At 73.8% G+C, this 26,327-nt stretch carries 28 protein-coding genes; 16 read left to right on the top strand and 12 right to left on the bottom strand.

Translation table 11 applies throughout. The features are described 5' to 3' along the window. The first annotated feature begins 141 nt into the window (after nt 1-141). Nucleotides 142-1,941 (top strand): bifunctional metallophosphatase/5'-nucleotidase, encoded by a 1,800-nt coding sequence (locus PUR71_RS40655; RefSeq protein ID WP_329932335.1) that lies wholly within the window; start codon nt 142-144, stop codon nt 1,939-1,941. A gap of 68 nt (nt 1,942-2,009) precedes the next feature. Here the strand turns inward: PUR71_RS40655 and PUR71_RS40650 are convergent, their stop codons facing one another. The 5 genes from PUR71_RS40650 to PUR71_RS40630 form a co-directional block, all read right to left on the bottom strand. After that, on the bottom strand, nt 2,010-3,437 hold the full coding sequence (locus tag PUR71_RS40650) for a sensor histidine kinase (protein ID WP_329932334.1): 1,428 nt from the start codon (nt 3,435-3,437) through the stop codon (nt 2,010-2,012). A gap of 56 nt (nt 3,438-3,493) precedes the next feature. Beyond that, nucleotides 3,494-4,264: a response regulator transcription factor gene (locus PUR71_RS40645; RefSeq protein WP_329932333.1), complete on the bottom strand. Its 771-nt coding sequence runs from the start codon at nt 4,262-4,264 to the stop codon at nt 3,494-3,496. Nucleotides 4,265-4,318: 54 nt separating this feature from the next. Further along, nucleotides 4,319-5,542, bottom strand: a complete 1,224-nt coding sequence (locus PUR71_RS40640) for a S1C family serine protease (RefSeq protein WP_329932332.1) — start codon at nt 5,540-5,542, stop codon at nt 4,319-4,321. Nucleotides 5,543-5,667: 125 nt separating this feature from the next. After that, complete coding sequence (locus PUR71_RS40635) at nt 5,668-6,747, bottom strand: LacI family DNA-binding transcriptional regulator (protein ID WP_329932331.1); 1,080 nt, start codon at nt 6,745-6,747, stop codon at nt 5,668-5,670. Nucleotides 6,748-6,870: 123 nt separating this feature from the next. Then, complete coding sequence (locus PUR71_RS40630; protein WP_329932330.1) at nt 6,871-7,602, bottom strand: response regulator transcription factor; 732 nt, start codon at nt 7,600-7,602, stop codon at nt 6,871-6,873. Between the two features lie 683 nt (nt 7,603-8,285). Between PUR71_RS40630 and PUR71_RS40625 the strand changes: the two genes are divergently transcribed. From PUR71_RS40625 to PUR71_RS40600, 7 genes are all read left to right on the top strand, one after another. Further along, nucleotides 8,286-8,579 (top strand): MoaD/ThiS family protein, encoded by a 294-nt coding sequence (locus PUR71_RS40625; protein WP_329932329.1) that lies wholly within the window; start codon nt 8,286-8,288, stop codon nt 8,577-8,579. A 5-nt stretch (nt 8,580-8,584) separates the two neighbouring features. After that, the gene (locus PUR71_RS40620) at nt 8,585-9,886 is read left to right on the top strand and encodes a hypothetical protein (RefSeq protein ID WP_329932328.1); all 1,302 of its coding nucleotides are present in this window, start codon (nt 8,585-8,587) and stop codon (nt 9,884-9,886) included. Between the two features lie 138 nt (nt 9,887-10,024). Then, a complete protein-coding gene (locus tag PUR71_RS40615) occupies nt 10,025-10,750 on the top strand; it encodes an LmeA family phospholipid-binding protein (RefSeq protein WP_329932327.1) in 726 nt (241 codons plus the stop codon). A gap of 228 nt (nt 10,751-10,978) precedes the next feature. Further along, nucleotides 10,979-11,059: an Ms5788A family Cys-rich leader peptide gene (locus tag PUR71_RS41440; RefSeq protein ID WP_350517234.1), complete on the top strand. Its 81-nt coding sequence runs from the start codon at nt 10,979-10,981 to the stop codon at nt 11,057-11,059. A gap of 233 nt (nt 11,060-11,292) precedes the next feature. Further along, on the top strand, nt 11,293-12,129 hold the full coding sequence (locus PUR71_RS40610) for a sulfurtransferase (protein WP_329932326.1): 837 nt from the start codon (nt 11,293-11,295) through the stop codon (nt 12,127-12,129). Between the two features lie 37 nt (nt 12,130-12,166). Further along, nucleotides 12,167-12,457: a DUF1416 domain-containing protein gene (locus PUR71_RS40605; protein WP_329932325.1), complete on the top strand. Its 291-nt coding sequence runs from the start codon at nt 12,167-12,169 to the stop codon at nt 12,455-12,457. Nucleotides 12,458-12,539: 82 nt separating this feature from the next. Beyond that, a complete protein-coding gene (locus tag PUR71_RS40600) occupies nt 12,540-12,818 on the top strand; it encodes a DUF3099 domain-containing protein (protein ID WP_329932324.1) in 279 nt (92 codons plus the stop codon). A gap of 46 nt (nt 12,819-12,864) precedes the next feature. Here the strand turns inward: PUR71_RS40600 and PUR71_RS40595 are convergent, their stop codons facing one another. Then, nucleotides 12,865-13,227, bottom strand: coding sequence for a DsrE family protein (locus tag PUR71_RS40595; protein ID WP_329932323.1), 363 nt, complete (start codon nt 13,225-13,227; stop codon nt 12,865-12,867). A 336-nt stretch (nt 13,228-13,563) separates the two neighbouring features. On the opposite strand from PUR71_RS40595, the gene PUR71_RS40590 reads away from it, so the two are divergent. The 3 genes from PUR71_RS40590 to ygfZ all read left to right on the top strand — a co-directional run bounded on the left by PUR71_RS40590 (nt 13,564) and on the right by ygfZ (nt 15,735). Then, nucleotides 13,564-14,148, top strand: coding sequence for an FABP family protein (locus PUR71_RS40590; protein WP_329932322.1), 585 nt, complete (start codon nt 13,564-13,566; stop codon nt 14,146-14,148). A gap of 140 nt (nt 14,149-14,288) precedes the next feature. Continuing rightward, nucleotides 14,289-14,753 (top strand): Fur family transcriptional regulator, encoded by a 465-nt coding sequence (locus PUR71_RS40585; RefSeq protein ID WP_329932321.1) that lies wholly within the window; start codon nt 14,289-14,291, stop codon nt 14,751-14,753. A gap of 19 nt (nt 14,754-14,772) precedes the next feature. Further along, a complete protein-coding gene (gene ygfZ / locus PUR71_RS40580) occupies nt 14,773-15,735 on the top strand; it encodes a CAF17-like 4Fe-4S cluster assembly/insertion protein YgfZ (protein ID WP_443077763.1) in 963 nt (320 codons plus the stop codon). 15 nt (nt 15,736-15,750) lie between these two features. Here the strand turns inward: ygfZ and dtd are convergent, their stop codons facing one another. After that, the gene (gene dtd / locus PUR71_RS40575; RefSeq protein ID WP_329932319.1) at nt 15,751-16,191 is read right to left on the bottom strand and encodes a D-aminoacyl-tRNA deacylase; all 441 of its coding nucleotides are present in this window, start codon (nt 16,189-16,191) and stop codon (nt 15,751-15,753) included. Between the two features lie 479 nt (nt 16,192-16,670). On the opposite strand from dtd, the gene PUR71_RS40570 reads away from it, so the two are divergent. The 3 genes from PUR71_RS40570 to PUR71_RS40560 all read left to right on the top strand — a co-directional run bounded on the left by PUR71_RS40570 (nt 16,671) and on the right by PUR71_RS40560 (nt 18,607). Further along, a complete protein-coding gene (locus tag PUR71_RS40570; RefSeq protein ID WP_329932318.1) occupies nt 16,671-17,255 on the top strand; it encodes an RsiG family protein in 585 nt (194 codons plus the stop codon). A 71-nt stretch (nt 17,256-17,326) separates the two neighbouring features. Then, on the top strand, nt 17,327-18,286 hold the full coding sequence (locus tag PUR71_RS40565; protein WP_329932317.1) for an asparaginase: 960 nt from the start codon (nt 17,327-17,329) through the stop codon (nt 18,284-18,286). Nucleotides 18,287-18,397: 111 nt separating this feature from the next. Beyond that, nucleotides 18,398-18,607 carry a dodecin gene (locus PUR71_RS40560; RefSeq protein WP_329932316.1) on the top strand — a complete coding sequence of 70 codons (210 nt, stop codon included), beginning with the start codon at nt 18,398-18,400 and terminating at the stop codon, nt 18,605-18,607. Between the two features lie 3 nt (nt 18,608-18,610). Here the strand turns inward: PUR71_RS40560 and PUR71_RS40555 are convergent, their stop codons facing one another. The 3 genes from PUR71_RS40555 to PUR71_RS40545 are packed head-to-tail and all read right to left on the bottom strand — an operon-like array spanning nt 18,611 to nt 21,524. After that, a complete protein-coding gene (locus tag PUR71_RS40555; protein WP_329932315.1) occupies nt 18,611-19,426 on the bottom strand; it encodes a heme ABC transporter ATP-binding protein in 816 nt (271 codons plus the stop codon). Next, nucleotides 19,423-20,508 (bottom strand): FecCD family ABC transporter permease, encoded by a 1,086-nt coding sequence (locus PUR71_RS40550; RefSeq protein WP_329932314.1) that lies wholly within the window; start codon nt 20,506-20,508, stop codon nt 19,423-19,425. The genes PUR71_RS40555 and PUR71_RS40550 overlap by 4 nt, the downstream gene beginning before the upstream one ends. Further along, nucleotides 20,505-21,524 carry a heme/hemin ABC transporter substrate-binding protein gene (locus PUR71_RS40545; protein WP_443077756.1) on the bottom strand — a complete coding sequence of 340 codons (1,020 nt, stop codon included), beginning with the start codon at nt 21,522-21,524 and terminating at the stop codon, nt 20,505-20,507. The genes PUR71_RS40550 and PUR71_RS40545 overlap by 4 nt, the downstream gene beginning before the upstream one ends. A 181-nt stretch (nt 21,525-21,705) precedes the next feature. On the opposite strand from PUR71_RS40545, the gene PUR71_RS40540 reads away from it, so the two are divergent. Beyond that, on the top strand, nt 21,706-23,160 hold the full coding sequence (locus PUR71_RS40540; RefSeq protein WP_329932313.1) for an HtaA domain-containing protein: 1,455 nt from the start codon (nt 21,706-21,708) through the stop codon (nt 23,158-23,160). A gap of 56 nt (nt 23,161-23,216) precedes the next feature. Next, the gene (locus PUR71_RS40535) at nt 23,217-24,833 is read left to right on the top strand and encodes an HtaA domain-containing protein (protein WP_329932312.1); all 1,617 of its coding nucleotides are present in this window, start codon (nt 23,217-23,219) and stop codon (nt 24,831-24,833) included. A 72-nt stretch (nt 24,834-24,905) separates the two neighbouring features. Here PUR71_RS40535 and PUR71_RS40530 read toward each other — a convergent pair whose 3' ends face one another. Together PUR71_RS40530 and PUR71_RS40525 are read right to left on the bottom strand one after the other, a co-directional pair. After that, entirely contained in the window at nt 24,906-25,574 is a 669-nt protein-coding gene (locus PUR71_RS40530) for a biliverdin-producing heme oxygenase (protein ID WP_329932311.1), read from the bottom strand. A gap of 226 nt (nt 25,575-25,800) precedes the next feature. After that, nucleotides 25,801-26,292 (bottom strand): inorganic diphosphatase, encoded by a 492-nt coding sequence (locus PUR71_RS40525; protein ID WP_329932372.1) that lies wholly within the window; start codon nt 26,290-26,292, stop codon nt 25,801-25,803. Nucleotides 26,293-26,327 lie beyond the last annotated feature (35 nt).

Raw genomic sequence — 26,327 nt, 5'->3', positions numbered from 1 at the left:
TCGACGAGTAACCCGGTCGTTACGTCAGAAAACCTGACAGCTACGCGCGTTGATCATAGGCTGCAGGTCGCGCACACCCACATCCATGCGCGCCCGCGCCGGTTCAGCGGCCGGGCGCTCCTACGCGCAGGGGACCTCCTCATGCTCACCCTCAGATCGCGACGCGCGGCGCTCGCCGTGGTCGCCGCCGCCGGGCTGCTCGGCTCGGTGGCCGTGCCCGCGGCCGCCCAGGCCGCCGACGCCAACTCCCGGCGGCACAAGACCGTCAACCTCCAGCTGCTGGCGATCAACGACTTCCACGGCAATCTGGAGCCTCCGGCGGGCTCGGCCGGCACGATCCGGGAGATGGACCCGGCGACCGGCCAGCAGGTCAGCACCCCGGCCGGCGGCGTCGAGTACCTGGCCACGGCGCTGCGCCAGGCGCGCGAGGCGGCGGACGACTCGATCACGGTCGCGGCCGGCGACATCGTCGGGGCCAGCCCGCTCACCTCGGCGCTGTTCCACGACGAGCCGACCATCGAGGCGATGGACAAGCTCGGCCTGGACGTCACGTCGGTCGGCAACCACGAGTTCGACCACGGCGCGCAGGAGCTGCTGCGGCTGCAGAACGGCGGCTGCCACCCGGTCGACGGCTGCTACGAGAAGGGCCGCAAGTTCCGCGGCGCCAACTTCAACTACCTGTCCGCCAACGTCACCGACGAGAACACCGGCGAGCCGCTGCTGCCGCCGTACTGGGTGACGAAGTCGCAGGGCGTGAAGATCGGGTTCATCGGCGTCACCCTGGAGGGCACGCCGAACATCGTGACGGCGGCGGGCGTCAAGGGCCTGAAGTTCGGCAACGAGGTCACCACGATCAACAAGTACGCCGCCGAGCTCAAGGCCCAGGGCGTCAACTCGATCGTCGCGCTGATCCACGAGGGCGGCTACCCGGCCAGCAGCGTGTACAACTACGACTGCGGCGCGGCCGGGGAGGGCGTCTCCGGCCCGATCGTCGACATCGCGCGGAACATCGACCCCTCGGTCGGCGCCATCGTCACCGGCCACACCCACAACGCGTACGCGTGCATGATCCCGGACCCGAACGGCGTGCCGCGTTCGGTGACCAGCGCCGCCTCGTTCGGCCGGCTCTTCACCGAGATCGACCTGAAGCTCGACAAGACCACCGGCACCATCGTGCGTCCGTCGGTCAAGGCCGAGAACCACGTCGTGCGGCGCACGCTGCCCAAGGCCGAGGACATGAGCGAGCTGATCGCCCGCTACTCCAAGCTGGCCGCGCCGATCGCCAACCGCCCGGTCGGCTACATCGCCTCGGACATCAACGGTCGCGGCAGCGGCGACCTGGAGAAGCCGCTCGGCGACCTGATCGCGGACGCGCAGCTGGAGGGCCTGGCGCCGGCGGACAAGGGCGGGGCGCAGGTGGCGTTCATGAACCCCGGCGGCATCCGCTCCGACCTGGTCTACAAGGCGGCCGGCAGCGAGGGAGACGGCGTGGTGACGTACGGCAAGGCGTTCACCGTCCAGCCGTTCACCAACATGATGCAGGTCAAGACGCTGACGGGGGCCCAGCTGGTGCAGCTGCTCCAGCAGCAGGTCAGCGGGAGCAACGCCGCCGCGCCGAAGATCCTGCAGGTGTCCAAGAGCCTGAGCTACACCCTGGACATGCGCAGGACCGGGGCCGACCGGGTCGTCGTCGACTCCGTCCGGCTCAACGGCGCGCCGATCGACCCGGCCGCCAAGTACCGGGTCGCGGCGAACGAGTTCCTGGCGGCGGGCGGCGACGGCTTCCCGGCACTGGGCGCGGGCACGGACAAGCTCGTCGGCGCCTCGGACCTGGACGTCTTCGTGGCCTACCTGAGCGCCCACAGCTCGGCGTCCGCGCCGCTGAAGGCGCCGGCGCAGGACCGGATCAAGGTCATCGGCCCGGGCGTCGACGTCGACTGACCGTGAGCCGGACGGGGACGGGCGGGGCGCTGTCGGGGCGCCCCGCCCGTCCTCCTTCGTTTCCGGGGCTACTCGGCGGTGGGACCGCCGGGCAGGCGGACGGTGGCCAGCGCGCCCGGCCCGCCGTCCCCGGCCGGGCCGAGCGAGACCTCGCCGCCGGCGTCCCGGACGCTCTGCGCGACGATCGACAGCCCGAGGCCGGAGCCCGGGAGCTGGCGCGAGGAGGGGGAGCGCCAGAAGCGGTCGAAGACGTACTGCAGCTCATCGGCCGGGATGCCGGGGCCGTGGTCGCGGACGGTCAGCACGCCCTGCCGGAGCCGGACCTCGATCGTGCCGCCGGGCGGGCTGTACTTGACCGCGTTGTCCAGCAGGTTGATCACGGCCCGTTCGAGGGCGAAGGCGTCGCCGTGGACGAACCAGGGCTCGGTCGAGGTGTCGAAGACCAGCCCGGGGCCGCGCAACTCGGCCCGCTCGACGGCTCGTCGGGCGATCTCGTGCAGGGCGACCACGGCGAGGTTCGGTCCGGGCTTCGGCGAGTCGGGGCGGGAGAGCTGGAGCAGGTCCTGGATGAGGACGGTCAGCTCCTGCATCTGCGCCTTCAAGTTGCCCAGCAGCTTGCTCTTGGTGGCGGGCGGGAGCGGGCGGCCGGTCTCGTCGCTGCGGATCAGCAGGTCGACGTTGGTGCGCAGCGACGTGAGGGGCGTGCGCAGCTCGTGCCCGGCGTCCGCTATCAGCCGGGTCTGCCGCTCGCGGGAGTTGGCGAGGGCGGTGCTCATGGAGTTGAAGGAGGTGGAGAGGCGGGCGATCTCGTCGTCGCCGTGGACCGGGATGGTGGTTCCGACCTCCTCGGTGCGGGCGATGTGCTCGACGGCGTGGGTGAGTCGGTGGACCGGCTTGAGCGAGGAGCGGGCGACGAGCCGGCCGGCGACGGCGGCGAGGAGGATGCCGCCGACGGAGACGGCGCCGAGCAGGAAGGCGAGGCCCTGGAGGGAGTCCTCGACGGACTGGGTGGGGCTGGCGACCATCAGCAGGGCGGGCTGCGGCCCGAAGTGGGTCAGCGAGACGCGGACGAGCGCGGGGGTGCCGTCGGTGAAGTGGCCGTCCCGGATGACCGACTGGCCGGGCCTCAGCTGGAAGACGGCGGAGTCGCTCGGCCTGAGGAGGATGGCCTTGGTCGCGGCCGGGGGCAGGCAGACCGCCGTCGGGTCCTTGACGACGTACTGGGTGTCCCGGGCGACGGAGGTGCCGTTCTCCGGCGCGATGCTCCGCGGCTGCGCCTGCAGGGCCGCCTGCGGGGTCTCGTAGCAGGGCAGGCTCTGCCCCCGGGGCGGCAGCGGGAGCGGCGCGCTCGCGAGGTCCGCCCGCACCTGGTCGTAGAGCTGCTTCTCGACGATGAACCAGCACGCGAGCGCCGACAGCGCGATGGCCACCGCCACCGCGGCCGCGCTCAGGAAGGTGAGGCGGCTGCGCAGCGAGCGGGAGCGGAACCAGTGCACCAGGCGCTGGATCCGGGACGGGCGCGGTGGCGCCAGGGGCGGGGGAGGAACGGCGCTCACGCGCTGGTGCCGGCCGCGGGGCGCAGGGCGTAGCCGACGCCGCGTACGGTCTGGATGATCCTCGGCATGCCGCCCTGTTCGGTCTTGCGGCGCAGGTACATGACGTAGACGTCCAGGGAGTTGGAGGAGGGCTCGAAGTCGAAGCCCCAGACCGCCTTGAGGATCTGCTCGCGGGTGAGGACCTGCCGGGGGTGGGACAGGAACATCTCCAGGAGCATGAACTCGGTGCGGGTCAGTTCCACGGACCGGCCGGCCCGGGTGACCTCGCGGGTGGCGGTGTTCATCCGCAGGTCGCCGAAGGCCAGCACCTCGCTCTCGTCCTCGGCCGCCGCGCGGGCCGCGGCCTCGGTGGCGAGGGCGTTGCGGCGCAGCAGGGCGCGGACGCGGGCGAGGAGCTCGTCGAGCTCGAAGGGCTTGGCGAGGTAGTCGTCGGCGCCGACGTCCAGGCCGGTGACGCGGTCGCCGACGGCGTCCCTGGCGGTGAGCATCAGCACCGGGACGGTGTCGCCGCGCGAGCGCATCCGGCGGACGGCGGTGAGGCCGTCCATCCGGGGCATCATGATGTCCAGCAGGACGAGGTCGGGCCGGTCGCGTTCGACGGATTCGAGGGCCTCGTAGCCGTCGGTGGCGGTGGCGACCTCGTATCCCTCGAAGGCGAGGCTGCTCTCCAGGGCGTCCCGGAGCGCGGGTTCGTCGTCGACCACGAGGAGCCTGGCCGAGGTGGGGCCGGACTCGGCGGAGGTGCGGTCGTCGGCGGACGGGGTCATGGGCCGTTGCCCTTTCTCGTCGTGTGGGGGACCTGCTCGGAGCAATTGTCCGTCTTACACGTTCTGGCCCGCCTGCAGTTTCGGCAGGACCTGCTTGATGTCGTTGATCGGGATGGCGAAGCCGAGGCCCACGCTGCCGGCCGAGTTGCTGCCGCCGCCCGCGGTGGAGCCGGTGCCACTGGGCGAGTACATGGCCGAGTTGATGCCGATGACCTGGCCGTTCGCGTTGATCAGCGGGCCGCCGGAGTTGCCGGGGTTGAGGGCGGCGTCGGTCTGGAAGGCCTTGTAGGTGGTGGTGCCGCCGCTGGGCTGCTGCTGCTGCGAGCCGCGCAGGCCGGGCAGGAACGGGAAGCCGTAGCCGCCGTTGCCGCCGGTGGAGCCTTCGTCGACCTGGACGGTGACCTCGCGGTTCTCGGCGCTGATGATGCCGGAGGTGACGGTGCCGGTGAGGCCGTCCGGGTTGCCGATGGCGACGACCGGGTCCCCGACGGCGACGGTGGAGGAGTCGCCGAGGGTGGCCGGGGTGAGGTTCCTGACGCCGCTCGCGGTGATCACCGCGACGTCCAGGGACTTGTCGGTGCCGGTGACGGAGGCTTTCGTGGTCGAGCCGTCCTTGAAGGTGACCGTGATCTGGCCGCCGCTGTCCACCGCGCCGGAGATCACGTGGAAGTTGGTGAGGATCTGCCCGCTCTTGTCGAGCACCACGCCGGTGCCGGTGGCGGTGCCGCCCGGCGCCTTGACGGCGATCTGGACGACGCTCGGCGAGACGGCGGCCGCGATGGCGGCGACATCGGCGCTGCCGCCGGAGCGAGCGGAGACCGGGCTGGCGATGGTGGTGCTGCGCGTGTCGGAGGTGCGCTCCTGGGAGGCGATGACCCCGCCGGTGACCCCGCCGAGGACGGCGGCGATCGCGGCGACGGCGGTGACCAGGACCAGCCGGCCGCGCAGCATCCCGCGCCGGGCCCGGCCGCCGTGGCCGTGCGGCCCTTCCGGCCCCTCGAGGCCGGCGGACGGCGGGGTGGGGGGCATGGGCGGCGGCGGGAGCGGGCTGTCGAAGCCGCCGCCGGAGTGGTCCTCGCGGTAGCCGTACCCGGGGACGTCGGTGCCCGTGCCGGCGGTGCCGTCGGTGGTGCTGCCGAGGACGGTGCCCTCGATGACGCGGTGCTCGTGCGGCGCGGTCGGGTGCGCGGACGGCTGCTCGCCGTGCTGCGTGCCGTGCTGCTCGCCGTACTGTCCGGTCCACCCGTACTGCTGCTCGCTGCGCTGCTGATCGCTCATGCCGAACAACGTCCGCCCCGCGGATGAGGATCGGATGAGAGCGGGCTCAGAAGGGGCCGAGAAGCCCGTTGACTTCTCATAAAGCCTGGTCAGGCGATGCCTGGCGGCAGCCGGGGCGGATTCGGCTATTCCGTTTCACCGGGGGCGGTCGGGGCGGTGGAGGCGCCCGGGGCCGCTCCGGCGCAGCCGCAGGAGCGCCGGACGACCAGACGGGACGGGAACTTGCGGACCCGCTCGGTGTCCGAGCCGGGCACCATCAGGGAGTCGTCCAGGACCAGGTCGACGGCGGCGCGCGCCATCGCGTCCCGGTCGGAGGCGACGGTGGTCAGCGGCGGGTCGGCGAGGGCGGCCTCGGGGACGTCGTCGAAGCCGGCCACCGCGAGGTCCTGCGGGACCCTCAGGCCGACCTCGCGGGCGGCCCGCAGGACGCCGATCGCCTGGTCGTCGGTGGAGCAGAAGATCGCCGGTGGACGGTCGGCCGAGCGCAGCACGTCGAGCGCGACCTCGTACGCGCCGTAGCGGTGGAACGGCGCGTCGATCAGGTGCGGCTCGGTGGGCAGGCCGTGCGCGTCCATGGCCCGCTGCCAGCCCTCGACGTGGTCGATGACCGGGTCGCCGGGGGCGGGGGAGTCGACCGGACCGCCGAAGCAGGCCACGTACGGGTGCCCGTGCACCTCCAGCAGGTGGCGCACGACGGCCTCGGCGCCGCCCACGTCGTCGGTGACCACCGCGACGTCGTCGATCGCCTCGGGGCGGCGGTGCAGCAGCACCACCTTCGCGCCCTCCATCGCGGCGAACTCCTCGGCGGCGCGCTGCGACGGGCCCTGGCTGACCAGGATCAGCCCGGAGACGCGCATGCCGAGGAAGGCGCGGACGTAGTGCACCTCGCGGTCGTCCACGTAGTCGGAGTTGCCGATCAGCACGAGCTTGCCGCGCTCGGAGGCAGCCCGTTCCACGGCGTGCGCCATCTCGGCGAAGAACGGCTGGCGGGCGTCCGGGACGACCATGCCGATCAGGTTGGTGCGGCGGGAGGCCATCGCCTGGGCGACGCTGTTCGGCCGGTAGCCGAGCTGCTCGATCGCCGCGAGGACCTTCTCCTTGGTGGCGGGCGCGACCGGGCGCGGCCCGTTGTTGATCACGTAGCTGACGACTGCGGTCGAGGTACCGGCCAGTCGGGCTACATCGTCGCGCGTCACTTTGGCCACGGGTGGAGTCTACGCGTGTGGCGCCGGTGTCGGCAGTGGGACCTGGGCCGTCCGGCAGGTGGACGCGGGGCTGCGCGGGGGCGAACCGGACAAGCCGGGCGGGATCGCCCCGCCCGGCGCGCGTCACGCCTCCAGTGGTGCCGAGGGGCGCTGGGCGAGCTCCGGGCGCTCCCCCTTCTCGGGCTTCTCCGGGACGACGAAGCGGTAGCCGACGTTGCGCACGGTGCCGATCAGCTGCTCGTGCTCGACGCCGAGCTTGGCGCGCAGGCGCCGGACGTGCACGTCCACCGTCCGGGTGCCGCCGAAGTAGTCGTAGCCCCAGACCTCCTGCAGCAGCTGCGCCCGGGTGAAGACCCGGCCGGGGTGCTGGGCGAGGTACTTGAGCAGCTCGAACTCCTTGAAGGTGAGGTCGAGCGCCCGGCCCTTGAGCTTCGCGGAGTAGGTGGCCTCGTCGACCGAGAGGTCGCCGTTGCGGATCTCCATCGGGCTGTCGTCGGCGACCACCTGGAGGCGGCCGAGCGCGAGCCGCAGCCGGGCCTCGACCTCGGCCGGGCCGGCGGTGTCCAGCAGGACGTCGTCGACGCCCCACTCGGCGGTCACGGCGGCCAGGCCGCCCTCGGTGACCACGAGGATCAGCGGACAGCCGATGCCGGTGGAGCGCAACAGCTGGCACAGGCTGCGGATCTGCGGCAGGTCCCGCCGGCCGTCGACCAGGATCACGTCGGCGCTGGGGGTGTCCACCAGGGCGGAGCCCTCGGCGGGCGCCACCCGGACGCTGTGGAGCAGCAGGCCGAGCGCCGGCAGCACCTCCGCGGAGGGCTGTAGTGCGTTGGTGAGGAGGAGGAGAGAACTCATACCCGGTGGTCCCCTTTCCGGGTCGTCGCGGTCGCTTCACGGCTGCCGCCACAGCCGGATGGCGCACGTGCTGAGGGTTGGGGGAAGATCCCGGACGCCCGGAGCGCACCGGAGGACAGGCCGGCGCGCACGGCACGACGGCGCACTGACCGGGGGTCCCGCAACCCCTGGCGCACCGTTTCTGCCCTGCTCATCCCGCGAACCCTCCGGTCGTGGTTCCGGGCCGGGCGGCGGCCCGGAACCGGGGTGGCATCACCCGGCCGGACGGGGCACGTCGTCGTGCCGCGAGAGGCGGGGCGGTTCCCGCGCACCGCCGGGGGTGGATCCGACGATTCGCAAGAACGTCCGTACTGGCGTCCTGAAAGCACAAAAGGACCCGGGGGCGACTCTGCCCGGATCCCTCTTGGACGTCGAGAATAGCCGACCTGCCCGCGCGCCGGGAGGGCTCGAATCCGGCGGTTCGCCCAATCCGGGCGCGCGCCGGGTGAGCCTGGACACAGCTTCGAGTGGTGGTCCGGGTCCGTCCGGCCAGGGCGATTGCCGGTCGCGGCGGCAAACACGCCATCATGGGACGCACATCGGCGGCACCGTGCGCGTCCCCCTTTCGGGTGGTCGGGCGGCCGCCCCGGTGGCGAGCCGGACCGGGGCACCGGGCCGGGCGAGGACGACGAGAAGGGGTTGCCATGGGCGCGACCACCGAGCCCGCTAGCGGCGCCCGGGTGCGCGGGACGATCCGCTACTGGGCGGCCGCGAAGTCCGAGGCCGGACTGGCCGAGGAGCCGTACGAGGCGGAGACCCTGGCCGAGGCGCTGGCGGCCGCCAAGGAGCGGCACACCGACCGGCCGAAGCTCGTGCTGCTCCTCGGGCACTGCTCCTACCTGGTGGACGGCGCCCAGGTGGGCGGCCGGGACCACACGACGGTCGAGCTCACCGAGGGCGGAACGGTCGAGGTCCTGCCGCCGTTCGCGGGAGGCTGAGCGGCGTGACGGATACGAACGACGCGAACGACGGCGGCGGCTACCGGGGCTGGCAGCAGCCCCACCAGCCGCACCAGGGCCACCCGCAGCAGCCGCATCCCCAGCAGCCGCACCCGCAGCACGACTACCGGCAGCAGTACGGGCACCCGGGGTACGGGCAGCCGGTGCCGCCGCCGACGGACGACGCGGCGATGGCACTGCTGCCGCCCGTCCCCGCGATGGATGACGCGGCAACGACGCTGCTGCCCCCGGTACCGCCCCTGGACGACGCCGCGGCCACGACGTTGCTGCCGCCGGTGGTCGTCTCCGGCGCCATGCCCGTCGCGCCGCCGCCGCAGCCCCAGCCCATGGCGCAGCCGTACGGCCAGCCGCAGGCCCGGCCCCGGCACGCTGCGCCCGCCCCGGCTCCCGCACCCCGGGCGCAGGCCCCGGCCTACGCGCCCGGCCTGGACCAGCCGACCATGACGCTCAAGCGGCCCGCGGCCCCCGGCACGGCCCCGTACCCGGCCGTCCCGCCGCAGCCCGGGATGCCCGCGATGCCCGGAATGCCGGCGGCGCCCGCCGTCACGCCGACCGCGCCCGCCGCGCCGAGCGCCCACCGCACCGGCTCGCCGATCATCGAGCCGGGCATCCAGCCCGCGCTGATCACTGCGGCCGTCGCCGCCCTGCTGGCCGGTGGCGCCGCGCTCGGCCAGGTGGCGCTGGCCCTCGTGGTCGCGCTGCTCCAGGTGCTGACGGCGGCCGGCTGGTTCCGCCTGAACGGGATGTGGCCGGCACGGCAGGGCATCGCCCTGGCCGCGCTGGCGGGCTTCACCGCGGACGTGGCGGTGCTGCTGGCGAGCCGGGACGGCGGCATCGCGGCCGTCGTCGGCACCCTCGGCGGCTTCTTCCTGCTGGTCCTGGTGCTGCAGACGTTCCGCCCGTCGGACCCGAAGGAGCGGTTCTACGCCCTGACCGTGCTCGGCTCGGCCACCGTGGTGACGGCGCTCTGCACGGCGCTGCTGGTGGCCGACTGGGTCCCGGCGGGGGTGGGCGCGGTCGCGCTGGCGACCCTGCTGGCCGCGGCGCCGCTGCCCGGGCCGAAGGTGCTGGGCCCGGTGCTGGGTCTGGTGGCCGCGGTGCTGCTGGGCCTCCTGGTGGGCGCGCCGCTCGCGCTCGGCGCCCTGGCGGGCGTGGGGGCGTTGGTGGGCCGCCGGGTCGCGTCGTACGACTGGCCGTCCCGGTTCGTGCACATGACGGCGGGCGTGGCGCTGCCGCTGGCCGTGGCCGCGCCGCTGATCTGGCTGGCGACCGGGCTCCTGGCCTGACCCCGCCCGCTCCCGTACGACGTCCGGCCCCGGAACCGGGTTCCGGGGCCGGACGTCGTACGGTCGTGCGGCGGCCCCGGTGCGGGCCGCCGCCGCGAGGCGGCGAACGACGGCGACCGGCGACGACGGGGGAGTGCGATGCGCGGATGGCTGAAGGCGACGATAGGCCTGGTGGTGCTCTCCGGGCTGCTGCTGGGCGCCGACCGGATCGCGGTCGGCGTGGCCGAGGACGAGGCCGCGGACCGGATGGTGAGCAGCGGCCGGATGAGCCAGCGTCCGGACGTCTCGATCGGGGGCTTCCCGTTCCTCACCCAGGTGCTGTCCAAGGACCTGGACGACGTCAGCATCTCGGCGGACAACCTGATGATCAACGACGGCGGCCACCAGGTGGCGCTGCACGGCTTCAAGGCCCGGCTGTCGGGCGTCCGGGTGAGTGACAGCCTGAACTCCGCGACCGTGGACAGCGGCACCGGCAGCGGCCTGATCACCTATGCGGACCTCGCCCAGCTGCTGCCGCCGGCCGCGCAGCTGATGCCGGGCGGCGGCAAGCTCCCGGTGGGCTCCAACACCCGGCTGAGCCTGTCCTACGGCGGCCCCGGCAAGGTGAAGGCCTCGCTGGGCCCGCTGCCGGTGGGCACCGGCTCGGTGCACAGCGAGGGGAACACCGTCACCGCGGACGGCTTCCAGCTCAGCGGGCTGGCCGGGATGTTCGCCGGGGTGACCGGCCAGAAGATCGATCCGGTGAGCTTCACCCTCGACTCACTGCCGGCCGGGCTGAAGCTGGCCGACAAGGACGGCGTGACGCCGACCGAGGACGGCCTGCAGCTGAACTTCGACGGGAAGGGCGTCAAGCTCCTCGGGTGACCGCTCACTGGATCGGGTGAGCCCGATCGACGTCGTTCCGCTCCGCGAGACGCGCTGTCCAGCGCCGACCGCGGGGCGGTGTCGTTTCCGGCCCCCGGACGGTCGCCGTGGGCCGTAGCTCACGGGCCGGGGAGCTCGAAAGGGTCAAATCTCGCCATCCGGTCGATCCGGTCTCGATATTCGATACGCTGATGACAGCGGGCCGTCGGTGTCCCTAGCATCGTCGACATGAAGCGACAGACGGATCTCACGAAGCGGCGGGCGGTCGACCTGTGCCGCGTGGCCGCCTGTCTGTGTCGAATGCGCTAACTCGGCATCCTGGCAGGGCAGTTGTCGCCCGCCGCCGATCCTCCGGCGATCTCGTCCGGCCGCCTCGGCCGACCTCCGCCGACGCACTACGCGATTCACCGCCCGGCCGTCCCGGACATCCTCCTCCGTCCCATCATCCGGACGGACTTTCGGACCGGAGCAGGCTGAGCGTCCCCGCAGCACCCCGCTGAGCAGCACCTTCCGCCAACCGCCCCCGGATGGAGAACACCACCATGAGCCGCAGCGACGTCCTGGTCGACGCCGACTGGGTCCAGGCCCACCTGGACGACCCGAAGGTCGTCATCGTCGAGGTCGACGAGGACACCTCCGCGTACGACAAGAACCACATCCGCAACGCCGTCCGGATCGACTGGAAGAAGGACCTCCAGGACCCGGTCCGCCGCGACTTCATCGACCGGGCCGGCTTCGAGGCGCTGCTCAGCGCCAAGGGCATCGCCAACGACGACACCGTCGTCCTGTACGGCGGCAACAACAACTGGTTCGCCTCGTACGCCTACTGGTACTTCAAGCTGTACGGCCACGGTGACGTCCGCCTGCTGGACGGCGGCCGCAAGAAGTGGGAGCTGGACTCCCGCGACCTCGTCTCCGAGGTGCCGGCCCGCGCCGCGACCGAGTACACGGCGCAGGCCGCCGACTCGTCGATCCGCGCCTTCCGCGACGACGTGATCGCCGCCATCGGCACCCTGAACCTGGTCGACGTGCGCTCGCCCGACGAGTTCTCCGGCAAGCTGCTCGCCCCGGCCCACCTCCCGCAGGAGCAGTCGCAGCGCCCCGGCCACGTGCCGAGCGCCCGCAACATCCCGTGGGCCAAGAACGCCAACGACGACGGCACCTTCAAGAGCGACGACGAGCTCAAGGCCCTGTACGAGGCCGAGGGCATCGACCTGGCGAAGGACACCATCGCCTACTGCCGCATCGGCGAGCGCTCCGCGCTCACCTGGTTCGTCCTGCACGAGCTGCTCGGCCAGGAGAACGTGAAGAACTACGACGGTTCGTGGACCGAGTACGGCAGCCTCGTCGGCGTGCCGATCGAGCTCGGCAGCAACTGAGCCCCCGGCTCGACCCGTAAGTCAGAAGGAGACAGACATGTGCGGTGCGAAGGCCGGCGGCCCGGACCTGGCAGGAGTTGACGTGGCGAACGAGACGATCATCCAGGGTTCGGTGACCCGCGACGGTGAGCCGGTCAACGGCTACGTCCGGCTGCTGGACGAGGGCGGAGAGTTCACGGCCGAGGTGCCCACCTCGGCGACCGGCCAGTTCCGGTTCTTCGCCCGCCCGGGCACGTGGACCCTGCGCGCGCTGGTGCCGGGGCAGACCGTGGACCGTCAGGTGGTGGCCTCCCAGGGCACCGCCGTCGAGGTCGCGATCGCGGTCTGATCCCCCGCCCTCCGCGCCAGGCGGCGGACGACGGACGACGAGGGCCCTGCCACGGCGGGGCCCTCGGTCGTACCGTGGAGAGGTGCAGGCAAGCCGGCGGCGCCGCTACTACTTCGCCATGATGGGCGGCTGCCTCGGCATGTTCGTCCTCGCCTGGGGCGTGGTGCGGTTCTTCTCGGTGCCCGCCGCGATCGCGCTGTGCGTGGTCGCGATGGTCATCCCGCCGGCCGCGGCGGTGTTCGCCAACAAGCGCGACCCCGACGACGACTGGTGGAACGACCCCCGCTGGGACGACCCGCACTGGGACGAGCCCGGCCACGACCGGGACCACCCCGACCACGAACGGCGGGACACCCCTTGACGGGACACCCCTTGACGGGACACCCCGGAGGGCGCCCCGGGCGCGGCTAGTACACGAGCGCCTGGACGCCGTCGCTCATGATCTCGCTGACGAAGACCTGCGCGCCCGCGATCCGGACGCCGTCGACGGTGTCCTTCTGCTCGATCCCGCGCCGCACCGCGCACTGGGTGCACAGCGTCACCGTGCCGCCCGCCATGATCGACTCCAGCAGGTCGGGCAGCGGCGCCGAGTGCGGCAGCTCGAACTCCGCCGCCCGCCCCGGCAGGGCGAACCAGGAGGACTCCCCGGTCAGCCAGAGCGAGACCTCGATGCCGCTGGCGACGGCCACGGCCGCCACCGTGAACGCCTGCGAGCACCGCTCCGGGGCGTCGGAGCCGGCGGTGACCTTGATGACGAGCTTCTTCGACATGGCGCCACCTTAGAGCGCCCGGAACGTCCGGTTCCCGGAATCCCCGGATCACGCGGGGAAACCTTCGGCGGCTCCCGGAACCCGCGACGTGGTGGGGCTCACCGCGACCGGCCGATGCCCGGCGGATAGAGTGAGCGCCAGCAAAATCCACCACACTGTCGCCGCCTGGGAGCCCCCCGTGTCCGGTCTGGAAATGTTCTTCGACGGTCTGCTGGCCCTCATGGCCGTGCTGATCACCTGGTTCGCCATCTTCTCGGTGATGAAGCTGTACCAGGGCCAGCGCTGAGCCTGCCGTACGGTTGAAGCAGCCCCACACCGACGACAGCGACCAGGAACATGATCGAGATCCCCTCTGACCTCCACAAGGACGTCGTCCCGCTCGCCTTCCTCCTCGGCACCTGGGAGGGCGCGGGCGTGTACGACTTCCCGGGCACGGAGAAGTGCAACTTCGGCCAGGAGATCGTGATCCGGCACGACGGCCGCCCCTTCCTGGAGTTCCGCTCCCGCACCTGGGTGCTGAACGAGGAGGGCGAGAAGGTCCGCCCGCTGGAGAACGAGCACGCGTTCTGGCGCATCACCAGCAACCACGACGGCACCTCCGGTGCGCGCGGGATCGAGATCTCCTCCGTCCGCGACGACGGCACCGTGGAGATCTGGTACGGCGAGCTGGCCGACGGCAAGCCGCAGGTCGACGTCTCGACCGACGCGGTCGCCCGGATCGAGGGCTCCCCGGAGTACTCGGGCGGCAAGCGGCTCTACGGCTTCGTGAACGGTGAGCTGCTCTGGGTCGGCGAGAAGGCAGCCCCGAACGTGCCGCTGCGGCCGTACATGTCCGCGCAGCTCAAGAAGGTGCTCAGCCCGGCTCAGCTGATCAAGGACATCAACGACCTGCCGGACGACGGCATCGCCTTCTTCAAGTAGGCCTCCAGCAAGTAGGCCTCCAGCAGGGTTCTGCGGCAGGCACCGCGCGGATGGTCACCGCCCGCGCTGGACGTAGGGACCGGCCCCCGGCCGGTCCCTACACTTGTTCCAAGGACCCCGACCGTGGCAGGGACAGCATCGTGGCGGACAGCGGCACCACCGACTACCAGCTCTCCGGAGACTGGAAGGCCGACCTGCGGGAACGCGGCTACCGGCTGACGCCCCAGCGCCAGCTCGTCCTGGAGGCCGTCGACTCGCTCGACCACGCCACCCCGGACGAGATCCTGAACCACGTGCGGCAGACTGCCAGCGGCATCAACATCTCCACCATCTACCGCACGCTGGAGCTGCTGGAGGAGCTCGGCCTGGTCTCGCACGCGCACCTGGGCCACGGCGCCCCGACGTACCACCTGGCCGGACGCCACCACCACCTGCACCTGGTCTGCCGGGACTGCGACCAGGTCACCGAGACGGACACCGAGATCGCCGAGCCGCTCATCGAGAGCCTGCGCGCGCGCCACGGGTTCGACACCGACCTCAAGCACTTCGCCATCTTCGGGCGCTGCGCCGACTGCACCGCCAAGCTCGCGGACGCCCAGTCGTAAGCTGACCGGTATGACCGGTGTGAAGAGCCCGCTGCTTGCCCTGCCCGGAGCCGTCCCCGCCGAGGGGGCCGACGAGGGCGTCGCCGCCCACTACGGCGACATCTTCCGGGAGCAACGCCACCTCGCGCGGGGCGACGGCTTCGTGGACCTCTCGCACCGCGGCGTGATCACCGTCACCGGCGCCGACCGGCTGTCCTGGCTGCACCTCCTGCTCACCCAGCACGTCAGCGCGCTGCCGCCGCAGGAGGCCACCGAGGCGCTGGTGCTCTCCCCGAACGGGCACGTCGAGCACGCGCTCTACCTCGTCGACGACGGCACCACCACGTGGGCCCACGTCGAGCCGGGCACCCAGGGCGCGCTGGTCGCCTACCTGGAGAGCATGAAGTTCTTCTACCGGGTCGAGGTCGCCGACGCGACCGCCGACTACGCCGTCGTGCACCTGCCCGCGGGCTCCGCCGGCTCCGTGGAGGGCGTCGCCGCCGTGCGCGAACTGCCTTACGGGCGCGACCTGTTCGTGCCGCGCGCCGAGCTGGAGAAGCTCACCGCCGGGTACGGTCCCGCGGCCGGCGTGTGGGCGTACGAGGCGCTGCGGATCGAGGGCCACCGGCCGCGGCTCGGCTTCGAGACCGACCACCGGACCATCCCGCACGAGGTGGACTGGCTGCGCAGCGCCGTCCACCTGCAGAAGGGCTGCTACCGCGGGCAGGAGACCGTCGCCCGGGTGCACAACCTGGGCCGCCCGCCCCGCCGGCTGGTCTTCCTGCACCTGGACGGCACCGAGGAGACGCTGCCCCCGCACGGCACCGAGGTGCGGCTCGCGTCCGACCCGGACGGGCGGGCGCTCGGCTTCGTCACGTCCTCGGCGCGCCACCACGAACTGGGGCCGATCGCGCTGGCGATCGTCAAGCGGAACGTGCCGGTGGACGCGGTGCTGCTGGCCGGGACGGTGCCGGGCACGCAGGACGTGATCGTCCCGCAGTGACGGCGCCCGGCGGGCTCAGACCTCGACGACGACGGTGAACGGGCCGTCGTTCACCAGCGCCACCCGCATGTCGGCGCCGAACCGGCCCGTCTCGACCTTGGCGCCGAGCGCGCGCAGCCGGGCGACGACCTCGTCCACCAGCGGCTCGGCGACCGGGCCGGGGGCGGCGGCGTTCCAGGTGGGGCGGCGGCCCTTGCGGGCGTCGCCGTAGAGGGTGAACTGGCTGATCACCAGGAGCGGGGCGGCGAGGTCGGAGCAGGACTGCTCGACGCCGTCCGCGTCGGCCGGCAGCAGGCGCAGCGTCCACAGCTTGCGCGCCAGCTGGGCGGCCTTGGCGGGCGTGTCGTCGTGGGTGACGCCCACCAGGACGCAGAGCCCGGGCCCCTCGATCGCGCCGACGGTCTCGCCGGCCACCGTCACCCTGGCTTCGCTCACCCGTTGCACCACTGCTCGCATGCGGCCATTGTGCCGGAGCCCCGGGGTCACCCAGGAGGGGGATCGGCGGGCACCGGCAGGGCGCGTACCTGGGTGGCGCGCGCTGGGTTGCGCACGCCTGCGCTGGGTCGGGCGCCGTTCTCCCTGCGGAAAGGCCTCGTCGTATCAGCCACCCTCGTTCGCCAGGGGGCCGTTCGGGTGCACGGGCGGTGCGCCCGCGCCGGGCGGGGTGGCACGCTGGGGCACCGTACATACGGCCCGGGGCGTCAGGAGGTCCGCCGCACCGGGCCCGGGTTCGGCCGGGCGGTCGAGCCGGTAGGTCAGGCGTTCTGGCGGTGTCGCCCCGGCGGGTGGTGTCCGCCGGGGACCGGAACCCTTCGGGGGTGTCCGGGCGTGCCAACGGACGTGACGCGCACGGTCCGTCGGGGGACGGGCCGGACGGGCGGCAGGGACGGGGTGCCGCGAGCGGGCGGGAACGGACGACGGCAGGTGGTTGGGTGATGGACGCGAGCAGCGCGGCGCAGGACCGGTCCGGGCGGGTGGCCGGGGACGACGAGCCCGACCTGGAGCGGCTGGGCCTGAACCAGCTGCGGATCCTGCGCCGGGAGACCCTGGAACAGGAGGCCGACCTCTCCTACCTGCGGCGGCTGCTGCACGGTCGGATGGACATCCTGCGCGCCGAGCTGGACCGCCGCCCCGGCGGCCGGTCGCGCGCGGCGGGGGCGGGCGCCGCCGCCGACGGGCCGCCGGGCGACTTGCTGGACCGGCTGCCGGCCATCCTCACCGATGCGCCCTCCACGGTGCGGCGCTCGGCCCGGCACGTCACGCTCGGGCCGCCGCGGGGGTACGAGTCGCAGCTGGAGGCGGACGCGCTGATGGGCGACGTCCAGCTCGCCGACCTCGCCGCGCACCCGGCCGAGGACCTGCTCGCGGCGCTGGAGCGGCTGCGGGCGCACGAGCAGGAGGTCTCCGGGCGGCGGCAGCGGCTGCTGCGCACCGCGGACGGTTGCAACGCCGAGATCACCCGCAGGTACCGTGACGGGGAAGCACGGGTCGACGACCTGCTCGCGGGCGGCTCCCTCTGACCGGGTGAGGCACCATGGGCGGGTGGGGCGCGGCTCGCCCCCGGTCCATCCCTGCCCCGGAAGGCTCCGTCATGTCCCAGTCCGCCACCCCGACCGTTCTCGCCGAGGTCATACGCTCGGGCTTCACCGAGGGGCGGCACCACGGCTCGCTGGTGCTGCTCGCCGCCGACGGCTCGGTCGAGTTCGCGCTCGGCGACCCGGGCGCACCGGTGTTCCCCCGGTCGACCGCCAAGCCGTTCCAGGCGGTGGCCACGCTGCGGGCCGGGCTGGGGATCGAGGGCGAACTGCTGGCGCTGGCCGCCTCCAGCCACTCCGCAGAAACGTTTCACCGTGCGGGCGTGCGGACGATCCTGGCCTCCGCCGGACTGGACGAGTCCGCCCTGCGTACCCCGGCCGACCTGCCCCTCGACGAGACCGAGGCCGAGTTGCTGCTGCGCTCCGGCGGCGAGCGCGCCCCGATCCTGATGGACTGCTCCGGCAAGCACGCCGGCTGGCTGGCCGCGTGCGTCGCCAACGGCTGGGACACCGAGGGTTACCTCGACCCGGCCCACCCCATCCAGCTACTGGCCCGCGAGGCCCTGGAGGAGGCCACCGGCGAGGGCGTCGTCCACGCGGGCGTGGACGGCTGCGGGGCGCCCCTGCTGGCCGTCTCGCTGACCGGCCTGGCCCGCGGCTACCGGGCGCTCGTGCTCGCCGCCGAGGGCACCCCGCAGCGCCGCGTCGCCGACGCGATGCGCGCCCACCCCGAGTACGTGGCCGGCACCCGCCGGGCCGACACCTGGCTGATGCGGGCCGTCCCGGGCGCGCTGTCCAAGATGGGCGCCGAATCCGTCCAGGTGGTGGCACTGCCGGACGGGCGGGCCCTCGCCTTCAAGATCGACGACGGCGCCGAGCGGGCCCGCGGGCCGGTCCTGGCGGCGGCGCTGCGCCGGCTGGGGGTGACGGGCGCGGACGAGACCGTCGAGCGCATCGGCGCCGCCCCGCTGCTGGGCGGTGGCGTGCCCGTCGGACAGGTGCGGGCGGCGTTCTAGGGCGTGCCTCAGGAGCGTGCCCTGACGCTCGCGGCGGCGGTCGGCGTGCGGGCCGGGCGGGGGCGGTGCACGGTGGACCGGGGGCCGTCGCACAGCTGAGGGAGCCGAGCCATGAGCGAACACGTGTACCGGGTGACCGAGATCGTCGGGTCCTCGACCGAGAGCGTCGACGCCGCCATCCGCAACGGCGTGGAGCGGGCCTCCCGGACGCTGCGCAACCTCGACTGGTTCGAGGTGACGCAGGTCCGGGGGCACCTGGAGGACGGGCAGGTCAAGCACTTCCAGGTCGGGATGAAGATCGGCTTCCGCCTGGAGGACTGACCGCTACCGCTCGGGCAGCACCAGCGGCACGCCCGTGCGCGGGTGCGCCAGCACCTCGACGGGGTGCCCGTACACCTCGCTGAGCAGCGGGGCGCGCAGCACCTCGCCGACGGGCCCGTCGGCCACCGTCGCGCCGCCGGTCAGCAGCACCACGCGGTCCGCGTAGGCCGCCGCCAGCGAGAGGTCGTGCAGGACGACGACCACGCCGTCCCCGGCGGCGGCGCGGGCCCGGGCGACCCGCAGCACGAGTTCCTGGTGGCGCAGGTCGAGGGCGGCCGTCGGCTCGTCCAGGAGCAGCACCGGCGTGCGCTGGGCGAGCACCCGGGCGAGCGCCACCCGGGCCCGTTCGCCGCCGGAGAGGACGGTGAACGGGCGCTCGGCGAACGCGCTGGACTCGGTGGCCGCCATGGCCTCGGCGACCACCGCCCCGTCCTCGGCGGCGGCCGCCGTCCCGGCCCACGGCGCGCGGCCCATCCGGACCACCTCGCCGGACCGGAACGGGAAGGACAGCGCCGCCGCCTGGGGCAGCAGCGCGCGGTGCCGGGCGAGTTCGGCGGCGCCGTAGCCGCCGAGGGCGCGGCCGTGGAGGAGGACCTCGCCGGCGTCCGGAGCGACGTCCCCGGCGAGGACGGACAGCAGCGTGGACTTGCCGGCGCCGTTCGGGCCGAGCAGCGCGACCACCTCGCCGGCGGCCACCCGGACCGACGCGCCGGCCAGCACCTCGCGCCCGCCGACGGCCAGTCGGACGTCCTCGGCCGCCAGCAGCTCGGTGCCGGGCCGCGGTCGTGCCGGCACTTCGCGGTTCGTCCGCAGCCTCATGCCCAGCCTCCCTGCTTGGTGCGGGTCCGGCGCAGCAGCCAGAAGAAGAACGGACTGCCGATCAGCGCGGTGAGCACGCCGAGCGGCAGTTCGGCCGGCTCGGCGAGGGTGCGCGCCGCGAGGTCGGCGACGACCAGCACCAGCGCGCCGCCGAGTGCGGAGGCGGGCAGCAGGAACCGGTGGCCGGGCCCGGCGACCATCCGCAGCAGGTGCGGGACGACCAGCCCGACGAAGCCGATGATGCCGCTGACCGCGACCGCCGCGGCCGTGAGCAGTGCGACGACGGTGATCAGCACGAGCCGCATCCGTTCGACGTCCACCCCGAGGTGCCGGGCCGGGCGCTCGCCGAGGGCGAGCAGGTCCAGCCGGCGCGCGTACAGCGGGGCGACGGCCAGGCCGACGACGGCGAACGGCAGGACGGCGAGGACCTTGCCCCACGTGGCCTGCGAGAGCGAGCCGAGCTGCCAGAAGGTGACCTGGCTGATCGCGGCGGAGTCGGCGGTGAACAGGAACAGTCCGATCAGCGCGCCGCAGAAGGCGTTCACCGCGACGCCGGTGAGGATCAGCGTGACCACTTCGGTGCGCCCGCCGCTGCGGGCCAGCGCGTACACCGCGAGGACCGTCAGCAGGCCGCTGGCGAAGGCGAACGCGGTGACCGTCCAGGTGCCGAGGACGTCCAGGCCGAGCACGATGCAGGCCACCGCGCCGACCGCGCCGCCGGAGGAGACGCCGATGACGGCGGGCTCGGCGAGCGGGTTGCCGAACACGCCCTGCATCAGCGCGCCCGCGCAGCCCAGCGAGCCGCCGACCAGCAGGGCGAGCACGACGCGGGGCAGCCGGACGTTCCACAGCACCGACTCGGGGACGCGGTCGAGGGCGTGGCCGCCGAGGCCGGTCCGGTGGGCGGCGGAGGCGAGGATGTCGCCCAGCGGGATGCGGTAGGCACCGGTCCCGGCCGCGAGCAGGGCGCACAGCACGAGGGCGGCGGCGAGCGCCGCGGTGACGAGCGCGGTGCGGCTGCGCGGGCGGGGGAGCGCGGCGGGCGTCCCCGGGGCGCCCTTCTCCCGTACGGCGGTGCTCACTCGGCGCCCGCCGGGTAGAGCTGGGCGGCGATCTCGCGCAGCACCTGCGGCGTGCGCGGGCCGTAGCTGAGTAGCTGTCCGTCCTCGACGGAGACGACCCGGCGGTCGAGTCCGGCCGGGGTCTGCGCGACGCCGGGCAGCTTGAGCAGGCCGTCGACGCCGCCGACGGAGTCCAGGCCCTTGCTCATCACCAGGATCGCGTCCGGCGCGGCCTTGACCAGGGCCTCGCTGGTGAGCGGGGTGAAGTCGCCGGTGAGTCCGGCGGCCTTGCCCGCGTCCTCGCCGCCGACCGCCTCGATCAGCGAGGTGGCACCGGAGGCGGGGCCGCCGAGCAGGTAGACGGAGGCGCTGCCGCGCAGGTAGAGGAAGGCGACCCTGGGGTGCCGGTGGGTGGCCGGCAGCGCGGCCCTGGCCTCGCCGGTCCGCTGCTCGGTGCGCTCCTTCAACTGCCGTCCGGCGTCCGGGATCCCGAGCGCGGCGGCGACGGTGTCGATGCGCGGTCCGACGTCGGCGAGCTGCTTGGCGTCGTCCAGGACGACCAGCGGGACGCCGGCCGCGCGGATCTGGGCGACGGCCTCGGCCGGGCCGGTCGAGCGGTCGGCGAGGACGACGGTGGGGTGTAGCGACAGCACGCCCTCGGCGGAGACGTCGTGGGCCTGGGTGATCACCGGCAGCTCGGCGGCCTGCCGGAACGTCGTGGAGACGTCCCGGGCGACGACCCTGGGCCCGAGGCCGAGGCTGAAGACGAGCTCGGCGAGGCTGCCGTTGAGCGGGATGATCCGGTCGGCGCTGGTCACGGTGACCTGGTGGCCGTCGGCGGACGCCACGGTGGCCGGGAGCTGCGGGGCGGGTGCGCCGGGCAGCGGTTCGACGGCGTCGGGGGTGCGGGTGGCGGCGCTGCCGGCCGGGCCCGCGCCGGGGCCGCAGGCGGTGGGCGCGAGCAGCAGGCCGAGGAGGAGCAGCAGGAGGGCGGGCCTCCGGGCGGGCCGGGATCGGATCGTACTGCTGCTCAACATGCTTCCTTCCGCTGGGAGTTGCCGCCCGCGCCGGTCCGGCGGGGAGCGGCGGGCGGCGGGACTCTTGACTCTTATATTAGGTTAGCCTTACCTCAGTTTCGCAAGAGGGTCGGCGCCGTGCCGCACCCTCCGCTCGCCGTGTCCCCGTCCGTTTCCGCTGTCGCGCCAGGAGTGATCCGCCGTGCCTGTCTCCCGCCGGCTCCGTCGTCCGACCGTCGCCCTGTCGGCCGTCCTCGCCGCCCTGGCGGCAGGGGGCCTGTCGCCGGGGTCGGCGGCGGCCGCGGAGGGCCCGGTCTCCGGCGGGCGGCTCGACTGGGGCATCAAACAGTCCTTCCTGGCGTACGTCACCGGGCCCATCGCCAAGGGGAGTTGGGCGCTGACGGGTGGCGCGGCCACGGTCGGCGGCAGCGGCTTCCGGTTCCACTCCGCGAACGGCACGTACGACCCCGCGACCGGCGCGCTGACCGCGGCATTCTCCGGCGGCGTCCGGTTCACCGGGCACCGGGAGAACGGCGCCGACACGCTCGACCTGAGCCTCGGGCGGGTCACCTTCCGGGCCGTCCAGGGCGGCGCGGCCGGGCTCTACGCCGACGTCAGCAGCAAGTCCCGGGAGACCGGCGAGGTGAGCAGCGCCAGCCAGGCCAGGGTCGCCGACCTGTCGCTGGCCGGCGTCGACCTGCGCGGCGCGGCCGGGACCCTGACGCTCGGCAACGTGCCGGCGACCCTGACCGACGCCGGGGCGAAGGCCTTCGCCGGCTTCTACGCCGCCGGGACGGCCCTCGATCCCGTCACCCTGTCGGTCACCCTCCCGGCCGCGCGGGCGACGTCCGCGGCGCCCTCGCCGAGCGGCGCGCCGACGCCGGTGCCGACCGCCGGGCCCACGGCCGCGCCGACAGCCACCGCGCAGGTGCCCGCCCGCACCGAGTTCGCCGACGGCGCCCTCGACTGGGGCGTGCGCCGCACCTTCCGCGACTACGTCACCGGCGCCATCGCCCAGGGCCGTTGGGAGCTCGGTGCCGGCGCCGCCGACGGCGGGGCGTTCTACCGCTGGAGCCCGGCCAAGGGCGCGTACGACCCCGCCACCGGCGCGCTCACCGCCTCCTTCACCGGCACGGTCCGCTTCACCGGCCTGCGGGCGGGCGGGACCGACGGCCTCGACCTCACGCTCGCCAACCCCGGCGTCACCGTGGCCGACGGCCGCGGCCACCTCCTCGCCGACGTGTCCGGCCGCACGCCGGACGGCGCCCGCCAGCAGCTCACCGGCGCCGAACTGGCCGTTTTCGACCCGACCGGCCTCAAGCCCGAGGGCGGTCTGCTGAAGGCCGTCGAACTGCCGCTCAAGCTCACGGAGACGGGCGCCAAGGCCTTCGGCGGCCTCTACCCGGCCGGCACCGAGATGGACCCGCTGAGCTTCGCCGTCGCCCTCGACCCGGCCGCCGCGCTGCCCCCGCTGCCGGATCTCGGCAGTGCCCCGGTCGCTGCACCGAGCGCCTCCGCGACCCCGTCCGCCGCGCCCGTCGCCGCGTCGTCCTCCTCTGACGGCGTGCCGGTGGCCGCGGTGGCCGGCGGTGCGGTGCTGGTGGCCGCGCTCGCGGCGACCGGCGGGGTGCTCCTGCGGCGCCGCCGGGCCGCCTGACACCCCACCCTCCTGGCCTCTCCCGTCCACCGTCCCCCCGAACGGAGTTCACCACCATGTCCTGCAACCGCACCCGGCTGGCGGCCCTGGCCGCCGTCACCACCGGCCTCGGCCTGACCGCCCTCGGCGCCCCCGCGCTCGCCTTCGGCGCGGGCGGCCCCGGCAGCGTCACGTACGACTCCGGCGCGCTGGACTGGGGCGTGAAGAGCAGCTTCCGCGCCTACGTCACCGGCCCGGCCTCCCAGGGCGGCGCGATCGAGCTGACCGGCGGGGCGACCGCCAACGCCGACGGGAGCTTCCACTTCGGCTTCGGCGGCGCCGCGTACGACCTGACGACGCACTCGCTGAGCTCGTCCTTCACCGGTGGCGTGCGCTTCACCGCGCACCACGGCGCGTTGGACGTCGCGCTCAGCGACCTGCGGATCACCACCTCGGGGACGACGGGCACGCTCACCGCCGACACCGCCTCCAAGGAGTCGATGGGCGCCACCGAGATCACCCGGCGGGAGGACGTGCCGCTGGTGACGTTCACCGTCGGGCGGGACACCACCGACGGCTCCCCGGCCGCGGCCAAGCTGACCGAGCAGGGCGCCGAGGCGTTCGCCGGCTTCTACCGGGCGGGGACGGAGATGGACCCGCTGTCGCTGCTGCTGAAGCAGGCCCCGGCCAAGCCGTCCCCGACCGCCACGGGCACGTCCTCCGCGACCGCCCCGCCCACCGGGCAGCCCACCGCCCCGCCGTCGCCCACCGCCCCGCCGACCGCGACTGCCTCCCCGACCGTCACCGGCTCCCCGTCCGCGACGCAGTCGCCCAGCGCCACCGGCTCCCCGGCCCCCACCGCCACGACGGCCCCCACCGCCACGACGGCCGCAACCGCCACGCCGACCGGCACCGCCGCGCCCGCCGGGCGGCTCCCGGTCGTGAACGGGACCCTGGACTGGTCGGTCAAGGACAGCTTCCGCACGTACCTCGCGAGCCCGATGGCGGCCGGCAAGGTCGAGTTCGGCGGCGGCGCCGCGGGCTACCGCTTCGGCGGCGCGACCGGCGGCTACGACACGGCCGACCACACGCTCTCGGCGGGCTTCGCCGGCTCCGTCCGCTTCCTCGCCCACCCCGGCAAGGACGGCTACGCCCTCGACACCACACTGTCCAAGCTCGGCCTGACGATCGACCGCGACGGCGCCTTCCTGACCGCCGACGTGAACGGCAGGTCCCAGGACGGCAAGGCGACTTCGCTGACCGGCGCCCGGATCGCCAGGCTCGACGTGCCCGAGTCCGCCCTGACGCCGGTCAACGGCGTGGTGACGCTCTCCGCCGTGCCGGCGACGCTCACCGCCGAGGGCGTGCCGGTGTTCGGCACCTACCCGGAGGGGACGGCCCTGGACCCGGTCGGCGCCACGCTGGCCTTCGACAAGAACGCCCGGATCCCCGCCGCGACTCCGGCCGGTATGAGCTCCGGCGGCGCCGACTCCGCCGCCGGCGGCCAGGCTTCGGGCTCGGGCGTCGGCGCCTCGCTGACGACCTCCGGCCTCGGCGGCCCGGCCGGCGGCGTGCTCGCCGCGACCGGCTCCGGCGCCCCGGTGGCCCCGCTGCTGGCCACCGCCGCCGGTCTCCTGCTCGTCGGCGGCGGCGCCACCGCCTTCGTCCGCGCCCGGCGGACCGCGCGGTCCTGACGCACCCCGGGATGCGCGACGGCCCCGGTGGGTAACTTCCCACCGAGGCCGTCGGGTTGAGCACGAGTCCGGTTACGAGGCGAGCGGGTAGCGCGCGTCCAGGTCGTGGAAGATCGCGCCGTTGAGGACGAAGGCGCGCTTGCACTCCTCGACCACCCGTCGACGCTCCATCTCGTCCATCGCCAGCCCGGCCGCGTCCAGCTTGGCCCGGTACTCGCGCTTGAAGGCCGCCGGGTTCTCGACCTCCTCGAACACGTAGAACCGGACGCCGTCACCCTTGCGCTCGAAGCCCCAGGTCCTCTCCGCCACGCCGCGGATGATCTGACCGCCCGAGAGGTCGCCCAGATAGCGGGTGTAGTGGTGGGCGAGGTACCCGGCCGGCCACTCGGCGGCCAGCTCGTCCACCCGCGCCACGTACGCGGCGGTGGCCGGCAGCGGCTCCAGCCCGTCCTGCCAGTGCGGTCCGCGCAGGTGCGCCAGGTCGCGCTCGATGGCGGCGGTGCGCAGCAGCGCCCGGTCGATGAACGGCCCGGCCAGCGGGTGCTCCGCGAGTTGCTCCGCGCGGCCCTCCAGCGCCCGGTAGACGAACCAGAGCTGGCCGGTGAGGTCCGCGTAGGCCTCGACCCCGAGCCGCCCGCCGAGCAGGTGGCTCATGAACGAGGACTGCTCCGCGGCCTCGTGCTCCTCGCTGCTGGCGGTGCGGAGCACGGTGGAGAACGGGACGGGCTCGGGCGTGGGCATGCGGCCTCCAGGGATCGGATTCGGGCCCGGCAGTTATGGTTAGCCTAACCTAAGTCGCCATCTTGCCGACAGGCCGTCGGTAAACCACGATGCGTCAGGGCCCCGGACACGGCAAGGGCCGGGGCCCGCGGATGACTCCGCGAACCCCGGCCCCGGGCTGTCCCGACCCACCTCGACCTATCTCGAACTACCTCGAACCGGTCTCGATCGAGATCGGAACGACGGCTCAGTGGCCGCCCTGGTCCGCCAGACGCTTGATCGAAGCGGTGACCTCGGCCTCGGCCTCGGCGCGGCCGACCCAGTTGGCGCCCTCGACGGACTTGCCGGGCTCCAGGTCCTTGTAGACCTCGAAGAAGTGCTGGATCTCCAGGCGGTCGAACTCCGACACGTGGTGGATGTCCCGCAGGTGCTCCCAGCGCGGGTCGGTCGCCGGGACGCACAGCAGCTTGTCGTCGCCGCCGGCCTCGTCGGTCATCTGGAACATGCCGATCGCGCGGCACTTGATCAGGCAGCCGGGGAAGGTCGGCTCGTCCAGGATCACCAGCGCGTCCAGCGGGTCGCCGTCCTCGCCGAGCGTGCCCTCGACGTAGCCGTAGTCGGCCGGGTAGCGGGTCGAGGTGAAGAGCATCCGGTCGAGCCGCAGACGGCCGGTCTCGTGGTCGACCTCGTACTTGTTACGAGAGCCCTTCGGGATTTCGATAAGGACGTCGAACTCCAACGGTTCCTCCAAGGTAGGGACTGACAGAATCCAAG

The sequence above is a fragment of the Streptomyces sp. SP17BM10 genome (genome assembly GCF_036322405.1).
Classification (GTDB): Bacteria; Actinomycetota; Actinomycetes; order Streptomycetales; family Streptomycetaceae; genus Kitasatospora.
Note: the sequence above shows the minus strand (reverse complement) of the source record. Positions and strands in the feature narration are given on the sequence as shown.